The 18094-nt window shown below is 60.2% G+C and carries 21 protein-coding genes; 4 read left to right on the top strand and 17 right to left on the bottom strand.

Features of this window, described 5'->3' with window-relative positions:
- Positions 1-39: 39 nt before the first annotated feature.
- From L858_RS0118120 to L858_RS0118050, 16 genes are all read right to left on the bottom strand, one after another.
- On the bottom strand, positions 40-1224 hold the full coding sequence (locus tag L858_RS0118120; protein WP_022684497.1) for an LPD7 domain-containing protein: 1185 nt from the start codon (positions 1222-1224) through the stop codon (positions 40-42).
- A complete protein-coding gene (locus tag L858_RS0118115; RefSeq protein ID WP_020819805.1) occupies positions 1214-3130 on the bottom strand; it encodes a type IV secretory system conjugative DNA transfer family protein in 1917 nt (638 codons plus the stop codon). Before L858_RS0118115 ends, L858_RS0118120 begins: the two co-directional genes overlap by 11 nt.
- Entirely contained in the window at positions 3108-4100 is a 993-nt protein-coding gene (virB11, locus tag L858_RS0118110) for a P-type DNA transfer ATPase VirB11 (RefSeq protein WP_022684496.1), read from the bottom strand. The genes L858_RS0118115 and virB11 overlap by 23 nt, the downstream gene beginning before the upstream one ends.
- Positions 4097-5365: a type IV secretion system protein VirB10 gene (gene virB10 / locus L858_RS0118105; RefSeq protein WP_020819806.1), complete on the bottom strand. Its 1269-nt coding sequence runs from the start codon at positions 5363-5365 to the stop codon at positions 4097-4099. The genes virB11 and virB10 overlap by 4 nt, the downstream gene beginning before the upstream one ends.
- Position 5366: 1 nt before the next feature.
- Entirely contained in the window at positions 5367-6209 is an 843-nt protein-coding gene (locus L858_RS0118100) for a TrbG/VirB9 family P-type conjugative transfer protein (RefSeq protein ID WP_021223056.1), read from the bottom strand.
- Complete coding sequence (locus L858_RS0118095; protein WP_004213217.1) at positions 6206-6889, bottom strand: VirB8 family type IV secretion system protein; 684 nt, start codon at positions 6887-6889, stop codon at positions 6206-6208. The genes L858_RS0118100 and L858_RS0118095 overlap by 4 nt, the downstream gene beginning before the upstream one ends.
- A gap of 9 nt (positions 6890-6898) precedes the next feature.
- Positions 6899-7129, bottom strand: coding sequence for a hypothetical protein (locus tag L858_RS0118090; RefSeq protein WP_238564997.1), 231 nt, complete (start codon positions 7127-7129; stop codon positions 6899-6901).
- A 100-nt stretch (positions 7130-7229) separates the two neighbouring features.
- A complete protein-coding gene (locus L858_RS0118085) occupies positions 7230-8249 on the bottom strand; it encodes a TrbL/VirB6 family protein (protein WP_022684494.1) in 1020 nt (339 codons plus the stop codon).
- A gap of 43 nt (positions 8250-8292) precedes the next feature.
- The gene (locus tag L858_RS0118080) at positions 8293-8598 is read right to left on the bottom strand and encodes an EexN family lipoprotein (protein WP_022684493.1); all 306 of its coding nucleotides are present in this window, start codon (positions 8596-8598) and stop codon (positions 8293-8295) included.
- Positions 8599-8600: 2 nt separating this feature from the next.
- Positions 8601-9395, bottom strand: a complete 795-nt coding sequence (locus tag L858_RS0118075; protein ID WP_238564996.1) for a type IV secretion system protein — start codon at positions 9393-9395, stop codon at positions 8601-8603.
- Positions 9328-11712: a VirB4 family type IV secretion/conjugal transfer ATPase gene (locus tag L858_RS0118070; RefSeq protein ID WP_006949654.1), complete on the bottom strand. Its 2385-nt coding sequence runs from the start codon at positions 11710-11712 to the stop codon at positions 9328-9330. Before L858_RS0118070 ends, L858_RS0118075 begins: the two co-directional genes overlap by 68 nt.
- Positions 11699-12043, bottom strand: a complete 345-nt coding sequence (locus tag L858_RS0118065) for a VirB3 family type IV secretion system protein (protein WP_022684512.1) — start codon at positions 12041-12043, stop codon at positions 11699-11701. The genes L858_RS0118070 and L858_RS0118065 overlap by 14 nt, the downstream gene beginning before the upstream one ends.
- Positions 12044-12049: 6 nt before the next feature.
- Positions 12050-12391: a TrbC/VirB2 family protein gene (locus L858_RS0118060; RefSeq protein ID WP_004213202.1), complete on the bottom strand. Its 342-nt coding sequence runs from the start codon at positions 12389-12391 to the stop codon at positions 12050-12052.
- Between the two features lie 21 nt (positions 12392-12412).
- Entirely contained in the window at positions 12413-13078 is a 666-nt protein-coding gene (locus L858_RS0118055; RefSeq protein WP_020819812.1) for a lytic transglycosylase domain-containing protein, read from the bottom strand.
- A gap of 14 nt (positions 13079-13092) precedes the next feature.
- On the bottom strand, positions 13093-13416 hold the full coding sequence (locus L858_RS21430) for a hypothetical protein (protein ID WP_004213198.1): 324 nt from the start codon (positions 13414-13416) through the stop codon (positions 13093-13095).
- 59 nt (positions 13417-13475) lie between these two features.
- Positions 13476-13784 carry a hypothetical protein gene (locus L858_RS0118050; protein ID WP_022684491.1) on the bottom strand — a complete coding sequence of 103 codons (309 nt, stop codon included), beginning with the start codon at positions 13782-13784 and terminating at the stop codon, positions 13476-13478.
- A 255-nt stretch (positions 13785-14039) separates the two neighbouring features.
- Between L858_RS0118050 and L858_RS22090 the strand changes: the two genes are divergently transcribed.
- From L858_RS22090 to L858_RS0118030, 4 genes are all read left to right on the top strand, one after another.
- Entirely contained in the window at positions 14040-14192 is a 153-nt protein-coding gene (locus L858_RS22090; protein WP_006949649.1) for a hypothetical protein, read from the top strand.
- A gap of 304 nt (positions 14193-14496) precedes the next feature.
- On the top strand, positions 14497-15279 hold the full coding sequence (locus tag L858_RS0118040; protein WP_022684490.1) for a hypothetical protein: 783 nt from the start codon (positions 14497-14499) through the stop codon (positions 15277-15279).
- Positions 15280-15390: 111 nt separating this feature from the next.
- The gene (locus tag L858_RS0118035; RefSeq protein ID WP_022684489.1) at positions 15391-16272 is read left to right on the top strand and encodes a DUF7146 domain-containing protein; all 882 of its coding nucleotides are present in this window, start codon (positions 15391-15393) and stop codon (positions 16270-16272) included.
- The gene (locus tag L858_RS0118030) at positions 16266-16856 is read left to right on the top strand and encodes a thermonuclease family protein (RefSeq protein WP_022684488.1); all 591 of its coding nucleotides are present in this window, start codon (positions 16266-16268) and stop codon (positions 16854-16856) included. Before L858_RS0118035 ends, L858_RS0118030 begins: the two co-directional genes overlap by 7 nt.
- Before the next feature lie 245 nt (positions 16857-17101).
- Here L858_RS0118030 and L858_RS0118020 read toward each other — a convergent pair.
- On the bottom strand, positions 17102-18094 hold a 993-nt coding region (locus L858_RS0118020; protein ID WP_022684486.1), incomplete at its 5' end, for a Tn3 family transposase.

Genomic DNA, 18094 nt, shown 5'->3' with positions numbered 1-18094 from the left:
CGTGCGGTTTCCTGTTTCCAAAAAGCATGTGCCATGCAATTAGCGCGAGCGTGACGGCTTCCTTTCCTGCTGGCGCAGCGTCAAATCCTCGCGCGCTATGCGGGTAGCCTCGTTCTGGCGCTGTTGCTCGAAACGGGCAGCAGGCACCGGCGCGCCAACCTCAATACGCTTGGCGACAGTTTCCTTGGCCCGCTCTATGAAGCGATCCCTGTCTTCCTTTTGGTTGAACCGGGTTTTCGCTTCGATCGCTGCCGCCAGGACGTGCGATTGCGCGGCCTTGAATTGCGGGTTGGCCGCATTATCCCGATGCGAATTGCGCCGGAACTGTTCGGCCGCAGCACGAGATTCTGAGGGGTCTTGCTTTGCCATGCTCGCTCTCTTTGCCGGGTCTTGTGCTTCGCGGGCCTTATCTCGCGCCGCCAGCCTTTCTCCCTCAAGTTTAAGCTGTTCAGACGGCTTGAACCCTTTCACTTCGACCCCCGATCGCGCCGCTTCCAGATAGACCGCCTTCTTGAATTCGTCGCTTCCATGAACACGGATCGACTGCCAGCCATTGTGCTTCGCGATCGCGATAGCATCGCCAATGGCATAGTCCTTGTTGATGCGAATGCCGTCTTGGCCCTTGATCGACATATCGGGCTTGTCATCGCGGCCGCTACGGAAAAGATCATTCCCAACGCGCAGATATTTGCGTTCGAGCTGCGTGGGCAGAGCCAAGCGTGTGTCGTCAACTTGCTTGTCATCCTTTGGCGCTGCCTTCGATGGAACCTCAGCTTTCGCGGGCGCAGCACCGTCTTTGCTCTCCGCCCTGGCTCGCTCACCCTCATGGATATTGAGCGATTTATCGGCCGATGCGGTCGGAGCCGCTTCGCGCTTCGCTTGCCGGGGCCACGCATTAAGGTCGGCCCGCACTCTGCTTTCGTGTCCGCGCAATTCGTCGGCAGGCGCTCCGCGTTTCAGCGCCTTATTATACTCTTCGACAGCCGGCGTCAGATATTGCGCAACCGGCGTGGACCCATCATTGCGCCAATCCGTGGACGCCAGATAAGCGGTTTTTCCGCCTTTCTGCATCGTCAGCGCGTGGTCATATTGGTTTTCCAGCTTGGCAAATGCCTTCATGGCATCGGGGAATCTCGCAAAGGTTTCCTTGCTGTTCCCAGGGCCAAGAATTTCGTAGGAGCGCGGCGTCTTTGCTTGGCGTTCGCTGTTGTCATTATCGGCCATATTCTTCTCCTTCACTCAGAACTAGATCCCGGCGCTGACCTTCCCACTCCTCTTTCGTCGGGTCGGGACCAATAATGTCGTCGAAGTTGATTTCATCGAAAGCCATGCTGCCGTCCTTCACTGTCAGGTTCGGCATATCGCGATCGAGGGCGAGAACGTCTTCGGGAATGTCCTGCACCTGGTCATCGGCCAGTGCGGAATAATCATTGAAAGCCGCCAGCTCTTCATCGCTCAGATCATCGACGGCCGCGATCGGCGCGACCGGCTTGGGCAGCGCCGGCACTTCCGGCGCAGGCGTCAAGCGCGAGCGGAACACGGCATCCTTGAAGTAGCGGATTTTCTTCCCGCGAATGACGGGGATGCCGCCCCGGATGACGAGTATATCGTCTTCGGGCAGCTGCATCAGCTCTTGCGGGAGCATCAGCGCGCGGCGCTGTTCGGAGATCGTCTTGCTTCGATTGGCGAGCAATCCATGTATCGTCAGGGACCGGCTTTCCGCATCCTGACCAAGATAGCCGAGGCGTTCGGACAGTTCCTTTGCGACCCGCAGCTCCTTCGGCGTGAAAGCAATTTCGACCCCGCAGTTTGATACGATTTCGTCCGCGCCATGCTCACCATAGACATTCCGCAGCTGGGAGCGGGACTGGATGACGGGGAGCAGACGCAGCCCATAGCCGCGCACATAGGAGAACGCATTGGCAATGACCTGGGCGCGGCCGAGCCGCGCAAATTCGTCCAGAATGAGCAGCACGGATAGCTTTTCACCATCGTCGGGCAGTTGCCGCGTGTTGAGGTCGATCAGCTGTTGGAAAAACAGATTGTAGAGCGGCGCGACCCTATCGAGTTCATCCGGCGAGACACCGAGATAGATCGAGGTCGGGATGCGGCGAAGGTCCGTCAGGGAAAAGTCGCTTTCGGCCGTCGCGCGATCGACAATCGGATTGATCCAGAGATTGAGCTTGGAGGTGACGGTCTGGATAATGCCGGTGAATGTGTTGTCTGCGCTGGACGTAAAATCGCTCAACGCAGCGCGGCACCCTTCCGATAGCGCACCATCGCCGGCTTCCTTGGCGAAGAATGCCTTCATCCCCGGCATCGTGATGGTCCGGTAGATCTCGCCAAACGAGAAGGGACGTTCAGGCTTGGCCGCGATCCACGATGCTATGCCGACAAAGGCCGTGCGGGCTGATTCCGTCCAGAATGCCTCGCCCTTCTCCGGGGGCACGAAGAGCATCGTGGCGATCTTCTGCAATTCGACCAGGACCTCAATCGGGTCGGACCTGTTGATATAGCTGAGCGGGTTGTAGCGGGCCGTGCGGCCTTCCCTGTCCGTAGGGTTGAACAGCACAACCTTTTGGCCGCCCTTGCGGCGGAAACCCGCCGTGATTTCGTAGTTCTCACGCTTAATATCGAGCACGACAACCGAATCCGGCCATTGCAACAGATTGGGAATGACGATGCCGACGCCCTTGCCCGATCCGGTCGGGGCTTCGAGCAATACATGCTCCATCTTGCCCACCATGAGAAAGCCGTTGCGGAAAAAGCCATTGCGGACGCGGCCGAGCACAATGCCCTTTTTCGCGCGAAGGCCCGCCTTGCGGATTTCACCTTCGCGCGCGAAACGCGCCTCGCCGTGAAGGTTCTTTTTCGGCCGCAAGACGATCGCCATGAGCAACACCGGCAGCGGCACGCCGATGACCGCGCCTCGCCAAAGCGCTTCGGTCACGACAGGATCATGCCGATAATACCAGAAGAAGCCGGGAAGGGTGAGCGGATCGTAGGCCGCGGCGGGCATCTTGAGGAAGAACCACGCCACCGTGCCGGTCAGCAGGCCGATCAGCAGGAGCGTGATCGGAAGGAGGACAAGGGCCAGTGCGAGCCTGTTAGAGCCTGTTTTCTGGATCAAAATATATCTCCGTCACGCGAAAGCGGCCTTCGACCTTCTTGGTCTGCACGACCACATCAACCAGCAGCTTGAGCAGGCCGCGAATGTCGTCACGGGCCAGATCGGCGCCGCCCTCGCTTTCCTTGACCAGCAATGTCAGCTGTTCGAACGCGAGTTCGGCCGAGTCCGCATGGATCGTCGTGATCGAGCCGGGGTGGCCTGAGTTGACGTTGCGGAGATAGAAGAACGCGGTGCCGTCGCGCAGCTCCTGCAACAGTATCCGGTCAGGCCGCATACGCAGGGCCGATTCCAGAAGATCCTTTGCAGAGATTTTCGCGCTGCCCTGCTTGTCCTTCGCGTAGAGCATGTGGACCACGTTGCGATGCGGAACGACCAATTCGCGCGTGTCTTCGATCGTCAGCAGCCGCTCATGCGGCGGAATGAGCTGGATCAGCCCTTTAGAGAGCGTCGTCTTTCCCGAGCCGGTAGCGCCGGAAATCAGGATATTCTTGCGGCCCTGGACCGCCTTCTGGAAAAATTCGACGTGCTTCCCTGCGTCGAGCAGATCGCGCAATTCAACATCGAGCGGCGAGACTTGCCGGGTTGCGATCTTCGTCTCGCTAAACAGCCCACCGCGCTCGAAATCCTCCATCGTCAACGTCACCGATGACGGCTTGCGGATGGTGATGGACACTGTGCCGGCAGGGACAGCAGGCGGCACAACCAGCTGCACACGCTCGCCGCTGGGGAGGATTGTGGAGCAGATCGGCGTGGACTGGCTTATGTCCTGATGCGTGAAAGCCGCCGCTGCCCGCGCGAGCGCGAGCAGCGACTTTTCATTCAGGTCGGGCAATGTCTCCCAGGACCACCCATCGCGCGTTTCAATTGCCGCCTCGCCAGCCTTGTTAATCACCAGCTCCGTTACGTCCTCACGCGCGAGCAGAGGGCGCAACGGCAGCAAGGCGTTTTCGAGGACAGCCGTATTGCTCATTGGCCGCGCCGAAGCCGAAGGCCGTAGATGTTGGAGAAATCGAAGTCGCGCGCGACCATGATCCCCACTTCCGCGCCCTGATTGATGCGAAGCACCGGCTGAATCTGCATCGTGTCCCGCAAGATCGTGTCCGACGCTTGGCTGGGAACCCGAGTGACATTATCGGCGTCGGAGACTTCCGAGGCGGCGATCGAGGCGGCATCGTTAAGCGAGCTGAACAGCAACGCCGCCCCAAAGCGTTCCCAAAAAAAGTTCTTCACGCCGCCTGCCATGCCTGAACGGCCAAGCGCATCGCTGGCGGGCGAGCCTACGTCGATCGCCACGCCGCGAGGCGTGACCGCGCGGTTCCATACCGCAAAGAGACGATATTTGCCGCGCTGGACGCCGGTTTGATATTCGCCCAGGACGCGCGTTCCCTTTTCCAGCAGAACGACGCGGCCGTTGTCCGAATAAATGTCGCGGGGAATGATGCAGCTGACATATCCGGGCTGACTGGAATCCATCGCCGTTTGCAGCACGCACGGAATGAACGACCCTGCGAGGATCAGCATATCGCGGTTGCCAATGTCGCGGCCTGACACCCGATCAATTTGCGAGGTCTGGCGCATGTTTTCGAGATTGGTCCGGCGCGATCCGCCCTGTCCATCGCCATCGGCCGACGCGCCAAGCAACTGCGCGCCCTGTCCTCCTGTGCCGCCGCCCATGGGCAGGCCGGTGGCAGCTGCCACCGCTCCGCCGACCCCACCGCCGTTTTCGCCACCATAGGCCATGATTCCGGCGCGGCGCTGCGCCTCTGCGATGACTTGCCCCTCAGACTTTTGGGGGCGACCGCTTGCACCGGCTGTGCGGGGCGCTTGGCTTCCATCAAGCGCCGGCACTTCCGTCATGGGCACCGGCGCGTTCGGATCATTCGGCGCATCGGCAAGCGTTGGGGCTATGATTGACTTCGGATCGTAGTTGGCGAGCTGCCTTTCATCCGGCTTTTCCGCTTTCTCGGCTTTTTCGGTTGGATCGCTCCGCATTGCGTCGATGGTGCTAAAACCGAGCACAATCGCGCCGCAGGCCACCGCCGCGAGAACGACCGCCTTTTTGGGGTCGATCGACCTGTTCGGAAGGGCGGCAATCTTGGCCTGACGTTCGCTTTGCCGCTCAATGTCTTCCGGATCGGGCACCGGCTCTGATGCAAGGGGCCGGTTTTCGACCGTCTCGCCCTGCGAAATGATGTTGTCGCCATGCGGCGCATTGTCATGATCGTTCGCAGCCATCTTACTCAACCCCTGTGGTTCGCTCGACCAGCCCCGAGGCCGTGTCAGTTTTGGGATCGCGCCCGTAATAGTCAGTCTTCTGATTGTGGATGCAGAGCACTTCGAGGCCCCGGCGCAGCCGGATTGTCCTGTAAACCCCGTGCAGCACCACATATTCATCGCGCACATCGAAGGAGGCGATGGCTTCCGATCCATCAGGATTGACGATGAAGAACGCCGGCAACTCACGCTGGTTGGGGAAGCGCATCACCGTGAACTGTCCATTGTCGGACACTTCGGAGGGCTGGATGGCCGTCGATCCTTGCATGATGTAATCGGCGTTGCGCGTGCCTTCCAGCACGCCAATATCGAGCGCGGACTTCACCGCGCCGCGTTCCAAGGCTTTCAGCTGGGCCAGCTGGGCCATTGCGGCTTGCGCCTGCGCCTCGGCCGCTTCCTGTTCAGGATAGCGGAAAACGACCGTATAGAAGCCGCTGCCGCGCTGCGTTGGCGACAGAGCGAACCGATAGCTGCGCGGGCCATAGCGCGAACGTGTAATGACTGTCAGGTTCGTGCGACCCGCTCGCTCGCGTGGTTTGATGAAGAGCGAATTGGCAGCCGGTGCGACTTCCCAGGACACGGTATCGCCCAGCGCCACATGCTCGACTACTTCATCCTTGGCGAAGACGATTTCCGTGGCGATGCGGAACACGCCCGGAATCTCATAGACTTGCCGATCATTGTAGTTCGCTTCACGAACCCGGTGATCGAGCACAGTTGCATGGGGCGTTTCTTCGGCCATCGCCGGCGACGCTGCCAGCGCGATCGCGAGCGCAAACGGGGCGCTCCACTTCAACACGGTCATTGGGGCACCTCCACGTCAGCGCGATAGCTCTCGACCTGATAGCCAAGCGGATTCTTGAAGCGGTCCACTTCCTTGCTCGGCGTGCCATCGACCTTGTATTTGATGGTCGCGACGGCATCGGTTTTGGTCGAGTTCGAGCCGGTCACAGATTCCTTAGTGAAATAGACCTGCGCGACATTGCCACCCAGGAACGACACCCGCTTGATTTCGACAAAAACATCAGTGCGGTTCGCCAGAATGTTTTGCGGACTTTGGGGATTGTCGGTCTTGTAGAAGCGTGACCACCGATCTTGTTCGGGCCGCGCCGACATGACCATGACCGCGTCGAAATACTCTTCGCGAGCAGCTGCTATCCAGCCTTCGCGATAGCGAACGTAGGTGGCTAGGAAATACTTACGGACCGCCTCGTCATAGGTGATCGTCGCGTCACCGTGGAGCTTGGCGGCGATCGACGCCTCGCCCGTGTTACGGTCCACCGTGATAACATATGGCTCGACCGTTTTCAGAGGCGTCAGGGCTGCAACGGCCACAACGCCAGCAGTCGCCAGGGCGCCAGCCACGCCAGCGACGACCCACGCCAGCTTTTTGGAGCGCTCGGCCGCCGCAAGCTTGTCACGTTCCCAGCTTGCAGCCTCTTCAAAATAGGCTTTCAGCTCGTCCTTTGGAATACCAACTGCCATCGTAACACCTCAGCAATTCGAGTAGATCGGGCCGCGCAGCGAGGCGCTTAGACGCGGCACTTCGACCGCCCGCGATGCGTCCGACTGTTCATTGCCCGGAGTGGAGGGGTCTGCCGGGGCCGCGTCCGGCGTTGCCGGCGCACCCTGATTGAACACGTCCACATTTGCCGGCGCGGTTCGCTGTGCGGCCTGATCCGGGATCGAGGGAAGGGTAAGCCCATGCGGATTTGCAGGCCGCATAGGCCCCTCACATTTGGCTGGCTTTTTGACGGGCTGACCTGCGCAGGCCGCCAGCGCCAGGCAGATTCCGAGTCCAAGCAACTTGCGCATATTCGTTCCCTCAAGCTCTGGTGATTGTGTTTCCGCTGCGTATGCGGCGCGCCGCCGCCGCGACGCTGCGACCTATTGCATTCCCGATTGCGCGACCGCTTGCCCCCATGGAATTGCCTGCGCTGGTAGAGAGCGAACTACCCCCGCTCATCACGGCGTTACCGAACTGCGAAACCATCGCAGCAGCACCACCACCCAGCGAGGCCGCAATTCCGGGGATTTGTAGGAAGAAAAAGCAGGCGAGAATGTAGAACGCGATGATCCGGATACAGGTGCTCCAGATGTTATCAAAATCGCCATCGAATGTTGCTGTTGCGGATTCAGCGACATTGGCCACAACCAGCACAAGAAGCATCGCAAATAGCGACAACATCAGAAAATTGAGGACGCTGCCGAGCCACGAGAAGAAATAGCTTCTGGTAGAATCGAACAGCAGCGCTGCTACGAAGATCGGCCCGACCACCGCCAGACATGCAAGCGCAAAGAGGGCGTAGAGCACGATTACGAAGCCAACAGCCAGTGCGAACAGGGCCGCGATCGCGGTCAAAAGAATGATGATAGTGGCACCGATACACAGCATAATCGCGGCGGCAGCGCCGGGAATATCGGTCAGTGAGGCGTGTTCCTCTGCGTATTTCTCGGTCGCATCCTGCATCGCGAGCAGTGCATCATCGACCCGCGCCCACATCCCATCGAAAGACCCGCCAACGCCGTCCGGTGAGCCGCCTACGATTGAGGCAAACTCATGCGGTAGGTCGGTCACGATCATTTGTGCGAGCGACGCTCCATAGAGGTTTGTCACAGCATAATAGAGCGCGGCCAGCATGAGCGAGCGATAGACATATTCGCGGAAGGGGTATTGCACCGCCCCGCGCATGATCGCGTAGCCTAGCAAGATTATGTAAATGATCATGCCAGTGCGGAGCGGTCCAGCGATCCACCCAACAAACCCAGCATAGTTGGACACAACTACCGAATTGAGTTCGTTGGTGAAGCCCTGATAGGCATTCGTAAAGAGATCGTATTCCACCAGCCCGCTCCGATTAGATGTAATTCAAGCTGTTATTCCAGCCTTACATTCCAGCTGCCGCGCGCGCTCGCGCACGCTGCTCATCGCGTTTGCGCGACCTTTCAATGGAGGCGATCTTGTTCTTGATGCCTCCGCAATTGCGAGCCACTGGCATGGGGAGGTCCGACTGTTTGAGTTCGCTGTTCACGATCTTGTCGCACTCAGCGACGATCACCGGAATCTGGTCCTCATGAGTTTTGAGCCAATCAACATCATGATAGGTCATCAGAATCTCGGGAAATGTGGGCGCGCGTTCGCAGCCGGCGAGCAAGCCGGCTGCGCTGATCGCAAGAACGACCATCTTCTTCATGGTCAAATTCCAGCTGCCGCGCGTGCTCGCGCACGCTGCTCATCGCGTTTGCGCGACCTGTCCGCAAAAGCTTCGGCCGTGTGCGCCGCGGCCTCTGCTCTGCGCGCTCGCTCCAACGCTTCGACGCGGAGTTGATCGTTCATCATCGACGCGCTTTCGAGCTGGATGCGGGCTTGAAGGTCCGCAACTTCCTTTGCGGTCGATGCGGTCGCAAGTCGATTGCGCAGCTCTTCCAGACCTTCGCCGCGCGATGTGGCCGCTTCGCCCATGCCTTCGGCCATGGCCTTGTCCATCGCGATCGAGCGAGCTGTCTGGTAGCGAACATCGGTTTGATCGCCATTCGCGGACACGCCGAGACGTTCGAGCATGTCCTGATAGATCGCATCGGAACGGCCGCCGTAGCCGCCGCCGCCGCTGAAATCGCCGCGCGCCATGCGTTCGAGGGAGTTCACATCGACACCGAGCGTGCGAAGCGAATCTGTCTTGAGCTGGTTGGCGATCGAGGAAACATCGGTCAGCTGGTTCAGCCCTTGGTAGAGCTGCTGCGCTTCCGCAATCTGCTGGCGGCCTTGCTCAATCATCTGCATGGTCTTCTGGATTTGTTCGATATGCTTGAGCACGGACGTGCTATCGAACACAGGGATACCCTGCGCACTGGCTGACGTCGCGGCCGCAAGGCTCCCGATCGACACAGCCGCCAAGATAAGCTGCTTCATAGTCTCACTCCTTTCAGCTTGGGCGCCGGCGCCGGTGAAATTCCGGCAACCAGAGCTTCGGATCATTGCCCAGTTCGGCAATCACTTCGCGGGCCACGCCCGTTGTTTCAGCGCGCCCCGACAGCACGGCCAGTTCATCGTCCATGCCAATGAGATCCAGGCCGACCACAACGGAGTCATGGCCCTGCTTCACGAGGAATTTGCGGCTTTCCGGCGACAGCTCTTCGCGCACCAGCTTAAATTCCGCCTCCGAGAGCGAGAAGCCTTCGATGTAATCCCGGCGCTGGCCGAACGGATTGGGCAGGAAGATTTTCGTCGCGACCTGCTCCAAGATCGAATGGCTGATCGTGGACCGCAGCGCGTCCGCAGGCGACTGTGTTGCAAAGACGAGGAACGCATTGCGCTTGCGGTATGTCTTGAGGCCATCCTGCGCGAATGCCGTGAACGCCGGATCGGCCAGCGCCTTCCAAAATTCGTCAATCGCAATAACCATGCGCTCGCCTGTCAGGAGCGCGTCTATCCGCTCGAACAGGTAGAGCATGACCGGCGTGCGGATTTCCGCGTTTTCGAGGAAGTCGGTCATATCGAAGCCCACGAAACGGGCTTCGAGAGACATGGAATCTTCCTCATTATCGAAAACCCAGCCAAGGTTCCCCTCGGAGGTCCACTTGACTAGGCGCGCGCCGACGCCGCCCGAGTCCGACATGCCGAGCATGGTCCGCAGCGCCGACAGCGAGCGTTGTTCGCGTGGCAGCTTCATCACGGCTTCGATGCCATCGTCGATCAGGTGCGATTCCTGCACCGTGATCGGCGCCCCCTCTTGCTTCACCAGCTGGCGGATGAAGCGACCGAGGAACGCGCGATGGGAAGCCGTATTGTCGAGCGCCTTGAGCGGAGCGAAGCCCGTAGGTTCCCCGTTGCGCAGCGCGAGATAGGTGCCGCCGCTGGCTCGGACAAAAATTTCCGCGCCTTGATCCTTGTCGATGAAGATATGGCGCGCGTTGAACTTTTCGAGCTGCGCCATCAGGAAGTTGACCAGCACCGTCTTACCGCCGCCCGATGGACCAATGACCATCGAATGGCCCAGGTCTGCCGAATGGAAATTGAAGTAATAGGGGCTGCGAGCGCTTGTCTTGAGCAAGGCGACCGCAGGCCCCCAATGATTGCCGTCCTCGTGCCCTGCAGGGAACGTATGGAAGGGCGAGAACGCCGAGAAATTATATGACGTGATCGGCGCGGGGCGCGCCCTCCACGCGAAGTTGCCGACCAGCTGCGACCAATAGGCAGCTTCCAGCGCCGCGCTTTCGCGGGCGGCGACCATGCCCGTATCGGCCAGCGCCGCGCGCGCGATCGACATGTTATCGCGCAGCTTCTTCAAATCTTCCGCGAACACCGTCAGCGTGAAATGATGGTCCCCCAGCACAAAGCGGTTCGATTGCAAATCGTCGGCCGCGTCGATCAGCTCATCCATCTGGCTGATCGCCTTGTCACCGGCGTTCGCCATTTGGGTCTGGCGAAGCCGAAACCGTTCTGTTGCCGCTGTGCGCGACAGGAACGTGAACGACTGCGTTATGGCGAGGCTGAAATCGACCGAAAGCAGCGATTCAAACTGGCGCGGCGTTGTCGATGACGGATACTCGCGAATGCCGAAAATGCCGCCGAACATCGAATGATCGGCGTCGCGGACCTCAAATGTCTCAGCGCCGATGATGGCGCGGCTCGCATAGAGCGCCGAGCCGAGACGGCCACGGACCAGAGGACAGCGCCGATAGCGCCCGGTCATCACCTGGTTCAATATTTCCAGCGGTTCGGAGAACAGGAGACCCCGGTGCTCATAGATGCCGACACGGCGCGGACGAACGCGCAGCAGCAGCTTTTCCAGATCGCGCACCTTGTCTTCCAGCAGCTCTAGAGCTTCCGCGATATTGGCGTTCTTGTCCTCCTGCTTCTTGCGCAGGAAATCCATCAGCTTGTCGGTCGCGTTTGCTGTCGGGCGGATCACGACCGTCATGAAGAAGCGGTTGCGGAACATGCGTTCGGCCGTCATCCGCTCATAGTATTTTTGATCGAGCTTCGCGGCGAAATGCGAGCGGAACGTGCCGCCTGGATAGTCGCGCACGCGCATCCGCAACATGTGCGTCCAGATCGAAAGCCGCTCGTCATGGATATTGCGCCAGACCCCGTTGAGGCGCGTGTGCCAATCATTCAGATCGCGCACGTCCGAAGTCTCAAAGGGCCGTCCATCCAGTTCGAGCATGAGCATCAGATCGCCGTTATCGAGGGCGACCACATGCTCATTGACATGCCGCGAATACGGCAAGAATTTCTCGGGCATTTCCTCCCGTTTGGCCTTGTCAAAAGGCACCTTCTCCGCGAGCGCGCTCTTACCGAACACCACGACCAAATCCCTTTCGTTTGATTCCGTAGAGCGGCAGCGGCGTGTAGCTCGATCCACCCCAAAAGACGCGGTTCCGGTTCGCCGCTTTGGTCCGGCCCCACAGGAAGATCAGCCGGAATGCGTTCACGTCATGCCGAACGATAAGCCGCGCCATCGCATAAAGCGCGATGGCGGCCGCGCCGCCGTAGAGAGGATTGCCCGAACCAACCAACGTGATTGCGCCCGCCATGATGATGAGCGCGCCCGCCTCAATGGGAACACCCGCCCACAAAGCGGGGCGGGTGACGGCCAAGAACAGCGGGTCCTTTGTCATTTCTTCCTGACCGTCCATCCCCGATCACCCCGTAATCGTGTCGACGATCCACGGCGCGGAGAACACGATCACCACGCCAACTACGACCGTGACGAGCATCTGCACCGACGCGCGGCCGAGGAACCACAGAAGGCCGACGACGATGATCGCGATGATCGCCAGCGTGCGGAGCAACCCGTTGCTCAGCAGGCCGAGAATGTTGTCGGCCAGACCTTCAAAGTTTGCCTGTGCAAAGGCCGGCTCCGCTACGAGCAGGCTTGCCAGCAGCGACAGGGGCAGCGCGCGCGCCATAAGCGGCGAAGGCTTGAGACGCGCGAGCAGCGCATCGAGCCGGGATTCAGCCTTGATCTTCCAGATACGAAACATTCGACAACTCCTATCTTCGCCTTACGAACCAATCCGCGCGTGTTGAGCGCGGCCGAAAACATCCCACGCAGGCGGTGGAGGCGGTGGAGCCGCCTCCATGTTCTCCGCTGCGATTTCCGCCAGCTCCACCGGCACACGACCGGCGCCAGTGTCGCTCACGGCGGCGCTGGCGGGCTGATCGCCCACGATGACAGTTGGGATTGCGGTCGCAGGCCGACCGCTGACGCGGCGACCTGCGTTCTCCACGCGGGCGACATAGCCGTTGCGGAAACCTCTCGATTGAGAGCCTGTGTTATACATGCTGAGTGCGACCCGAAGGGCCTCTTGCGGGGTTCGACCCGTCTTGGCCGAACGGAAATTGGACAGGAGCACCCGGCCCGCCGCTTCGACATTGGCGCACTGCTTGAAAACAGTGTCCCACGTCAGGCCGAGCCAGCCCATGTTGCGTGAATTAATTTGGCCGAGGCCGAGATCCACGCTGTAGCCGCGAGCCACATAGGAGCGCGCGGTTGCGATGGCCTCAGCCTCATTACGCGGACGGCGGGGCTGACTGGCCACGCCGTTGACGTTGATCGCAAACACATAGTTGGAAGATTCCGCATCCACGATCGCGGCGATCGTATGCGGTGCTACCGCTGGGGCGCATTGCGCCGCCAGCGAAAGAACGGCTCCGGTTTCGAGGAACACGTTCCCGCTCCCGGTCAGTTGCGCGGCTGATAGTAGGTTTGTTGCCGCCCGTCAGTCCAAGTGACCGTCAAGCGACCAGGCCTCCCATCATCCGGCTTCTTGTATTTGGTCTTGGCGATACCCCCGCCCGTGCATGTCGGGAAGCTGCCGCCGAGAGCCAGCACGCGCCACAGTTTCGTTATCGGTGGAACACAGGCTGGATATTGCGTCGGACCACCCGGGTTGGAGATGCACAGCACAACCTCACATGCCCAGGTATTATCCGACGCTACAGCGGGGGTCGATTGCACCGCAGCCCCCACCAAGGCGGTCGCGAGCGCGAAATTAAAAGCTTTCATCGCTTTCTCCCTCGTCATCGAGATTTATGCACATATCACGATGAGGGGGAAAGGGAAGCCTAAAACGCCAATTTGTTGCTGCAATGTTTGTCAGGGACCAATCGGATATGGTCATCCTCATATCCGTAATCGAGCACGACATGCCGCACGGCGCTTGACAGCCGCTTATAGGTTTTAAGCGTCGGTTGCTCGAATAGGCAGACATTCAGCCACTTATCGCCACGCCACGATACTTTAACATTGATGATCCATTCACTTGACGGCAGCTGCGCAATCTCGACCGCTTGGATCATTCCCCCAGCGGGGCGGCGGGTGGTTAGTTCGCGCTCAAGGATCGGATCATACTGCCAATCGTCGCTATGCGGCATCGTGATTTATTCCCTTTTACCGATTAGGATATGTCTATCCTCGCTTTGACGGCGAGGGCAACCCGGCTTGTCGTCTCTTGCCGCGCAACCACATTACAGCCATTAAGCGTGTCAACACGCTTATTCCGGCACCACATCAACCTCTTGTGTTCTAGACCTATGGCTCGCCCGAAAAGACAGGAAGACCCTCTTCTCCCGGTTCCCTTGCCCCGGCGTCGGCCGAGCCGCGCGAACACGCGCAATCTCGCAGCATCGGTGAAACCCGAGCTGGCGGCCGAGATCAAGAACCTCGCTGAGCGCGAACAAACGTCCGTTGCCGCCCTGGTCGAAGAGGCGACGATCAATCTCTTGAAAGCACGCGGGATCGAATATCCCGACTATCTGCGCCACTACCGAAAGTTGGCGTGACGAGCGCGTTATAAGCGTGCGCGCACGCTTATTCTTGCCAACCCCTTAAACTTGAGCCAGTTATGTCGCGCTGATTCCGCCTTGGAGTCGGCGATTCATCTGTTGCGTGCGGGGTGGCTCCCCGAGGTGACAGGGCAACAAAAAACCCTCGCTTGGCTGAGCGAGGGCTGTTTGTGCCACCACAAGGTGAGCGCTTCTAACTTGGCTCTCTTTATCGGTGGTGCGGCAGCGAAAGTCAATCTCGAAAGCGTGCTTTCGGGAGCGATGGCGCTTGGCCTCGCGGGACCGACGAAGGGAGGTCCGCATGACCACTTCCATAGGCGCCGTGCTGCGTAGCACTGGCCTCGCCACGATCGACCGCGCCTTGCTTGCGCGTGCCGAAAAACCGCGCATCAAAGTCTGGGCCGGCAGCATCGCCGTAGGCCACGAAAAGCGGGCGAAGGCTTACACGCCGATCCGCAATGCCCGCCAGATGCGCGAGATGATCGAAGCCGTAAAGCTCTACGAGCGGCAAACGCTCGCGCAGCGGCGGACAATCACACCGCGCATTCGCAACGGTGCGATCGGACAAGCCGGCATCCAGATTATCGAGTTCCTGGCCCGCGTCATCGACTATAGCACCGGCGCGTTGTTTCCCAGCCTTCACACCATCATGGAGGGAACCGGCCTCAGCAAAAATTGCGTCGTTCAGGCGCTTTCGCGCCTCAAAGACGCGCGCATTATCGACTGGTTCAGGCGCTACGAGCCGGTTCCCGAACACGAAGCGCATGGCGCTGGCCCGCGCATCAAGCAGGCCACGAACGCCTATCGCTTCCTCTTCCCCGCCTTCCTCTCCAAAATCTTCGCCGCTCGCCGCCGTCGCGGCATCGCGGCTGACCCAGCCCCCGCTTGCGAACAGTATCGCCAGATCGAGGCGGCGCGCGATATGGAGCGCATGAGGGATCAGCTGCCCCTATGGGAGCTTACCCGCGAAGAGCGGGACAAGCGTGAGTTGGCCGACATTCTCGCCAGCCTGGGCGAAGCGATCGAGGCGAAAGAACGTGAGTCATCCGCAAGTGAAGATAACCGGCGGAGATATTTATATTGAATGGCCCTAGTCGGGCCATGCGCGATATTGGCATAAATCCCGACCGTTTGCCCGCCTCCGTGAAATGTGTATAAATCCCAATGTTGGGATACCGTTGACGAAAGAAGTTCGATGCAGATGGACGTCGAAGCACGCGCACGTCAGATCGTAGCAGATATGGGCGGCCACTGGCGCGGCTCATACGGCATGGTTTGCTGCCCAGCCCACAACGACCGCAATCCGTCGCTCCAAGTCACCCCCGGCAAGAAGGCCGTCCTGTTCAAATGCTGGGCCGGTTGCAGTCAGGAAGCCGTATGGTCCGCGCTCAACAGCCGCAAAATCAATCGCCACACCAGCGGCGAGACGGTCGATCGCGCGCCTGAACCCTCGCGCCGGAAGCTCGCCCTACAACTATGGGATTCCGCCGTGCCGATCGCGGGCACCGCGGCTGAACGCTATCTGCGTTCGCGCGCAATCGACCCGACCGGCCTCAAGGTTCGCTTCGCTCCGCGCTGCATCGTTGGCCCGCCCGATGCCCGCGAAGAGCATCCTGCCCTTCTCGTGCCGTTCGAGGCCGACGAAGGCATAATCGCCGTGCAGCGGATCTTGCTCGATCCAGCAACCGGCGAGAAACGCTACCATGCGGCGCTGCGCGAGGCGAAATTGACGCTTGGCCTGGTCCGACATGCAGCCATGCGGATCGGCGGCCAGCCACCCGGCGACGTGCTGCGCCTCGCGGAAGGCTTCGAGGAAGCCGTTTCCGTGTCCCAGCTTAGCGCCGGGAAATTCAAGGTGTGGGGCGCGGGCGGCATTCGCCGCTATGGCCTGATCGCGATCCCCGAACGCATCCGCAAAATCGTCATCTACTCGCAACACGGCCAGGAAGCGGCACAGGCCATAGAGGACGCGCGCGACCACCTCACTGCCAACAACCGCGAGCTGAAAATCATACTCCCGCCAGCCCCGGCGCCGATGGACTGGAACGACATTCTTCAGGAGAAAGCCAGGTGCTGATCCGAGGTTTCAAAAAATGGCCGCGAAATCAGCAAATCGCGTTGCCCATTCTCTCTGTTTTCGCGTTCGGTGCGCTGTTCAATCAGATGCAGGCGAGGAATAGCGAGCCGGTTTCGATCCATGTCGAGAACCCGCGCATTATCGACGGCGATACGCTCGAAACGCTCGATAAAAAGCGGGTGCGGTTGTCGGGAATTGATGCGCCGGATGAGGACGGCAAGGGCAATGTGCCCAAGATCGCAGCGCAGCTCTATTTGGAAGAGCTGGTGAAGCAAAATGGCGGCATGGATTGCACGAGCGATTTTCAGGACGAAAAGCTGACGGTCGAGCCGATATGCAACACGCGGCGGACAAGCTGGGGCCGGTCTAACCTGTCGTGCCGGTTTCGGTCGAATGGGGCATCTGTTTCGGCAACGATGGTGCGCCATGGATATGCCGTTGATTACAGGCAACATTCAGGGCTGGCCTATGCCCGTTTCATGAAAGACGCTGCCGACGAGCGGCGAGGGCTTTGGGGTGTCGATTACGAGGCGATGCGGAATCTGGCGATCGAGAGGGGCCAACTGCCGAACAAGTGCAAGTGATCGGAGCCGGGAACCTGCCCTACTCCACCACACGGCTGCGCCGCGCGGCTCCACGGAGCCAGCAAAGCCGTCTCCGCCCATTCGGGTGACGGTCAGGGCTGGAAGGGAAGATCAGCATGAATGATGCGACGCGAACGACGATGCAGGCCGCGCCCAGGCATAAGGCATCGCCGCGCGCCGAGGCAATCGCGGCGTGGCTGATCGCAGCGCTCATTCTGGGGGCGTTTGCGGGAGGGGGCGGAATCCTACGCTAAGGATTTGGGCCAGCGATATTCCCCGGTTAGATTGATGTGTTCCCATCCCAACGGCGAGACGTGGGCGAGTAGATCAGGCGCGATATGGGTACCGCTGGCGGCCCGGGTATTGACGACCTCGCCGAGCTTCATGGTGTTCCAGAATATGATGATGGCGGCGAGCAGGTTCATTCCGGCGATGCGATAGTGCTGGCCTTCGCCGGATCGATCCCGGATTTCACCTCGGCGGTGGAAGCTGATGGCGCGCTTTAGGGCGTGGTGGGCCTCACCCTTGTTGAGGCCGATCTGAGCCTGGCGCTGGAGGCCGGCATCAAGAATCCAGTCGATCATGAACAGGGTTCGCTCGATGCGGCCCACCTCTCGCAATGCGAGGGCCAGCTCATTCTGGCGCGGGTAAGAGGCGAGCTTGCGAAGAATCTGGCTGGGGGCGACGATCCCCGCTGCGATCGTCGCCATGATGCGCAGGATGTCGGGCCAGTTGCGCTCGATGAGCGGTTCATTGATCTTACCTCCGACCAGCGCTCGCACATTGGCCGGCGTCGCGTTGGGCGTGAAGGCATAGAGTCTTTTCTGAGGGAGATCGCGGATACGGGGGGCGAACCTGTAGCCGAGCAAGGCGCAGGCGGCGAACACATGATCGGTGAAGCCGCCCGTGTCGGCAAAATGCTGGCGAACGCGGCGGCCCGCGTCATTCATGAGCAGCCCGTCCAGGATATAGGGAGCCTCGCTGACCGTTGCCGGGATCACCTGGGTTGCGAACGGCGCATATTGATCGGACACATGGCTGTATCCCTTGAGGCCCGGGACGTTGCCATATTTCGCGTTGATCAGATTCATCGCCTCGCCCTGCTCGGTAGCAAGGAAGAACTGCCCGTCGCTGGATGCCGATTGCCCTTGTCCCCAGAAGGCGGCCATGGGCAGGGCGGCGTGGGCCTCCACGATCATGGCGAGCGCCCGATCAGGCCCAGTCGGCCCGAAGCTGCG

The sequence above is a fragment of the Sphingobium bisphenolivorans genome (genome assembly GCF_000412635.1).
GTDB classification, from domain to species: Bacteria; Pseudomonadota; Alphaproteobacteria; order Sphingomonadales; family Sphingomonadaceae; genus Sphingobium; species Sphingobium bisphenolivorans.
This window is presented reverse-complemented; position numbering and strand designations above follow the sequence as displayed.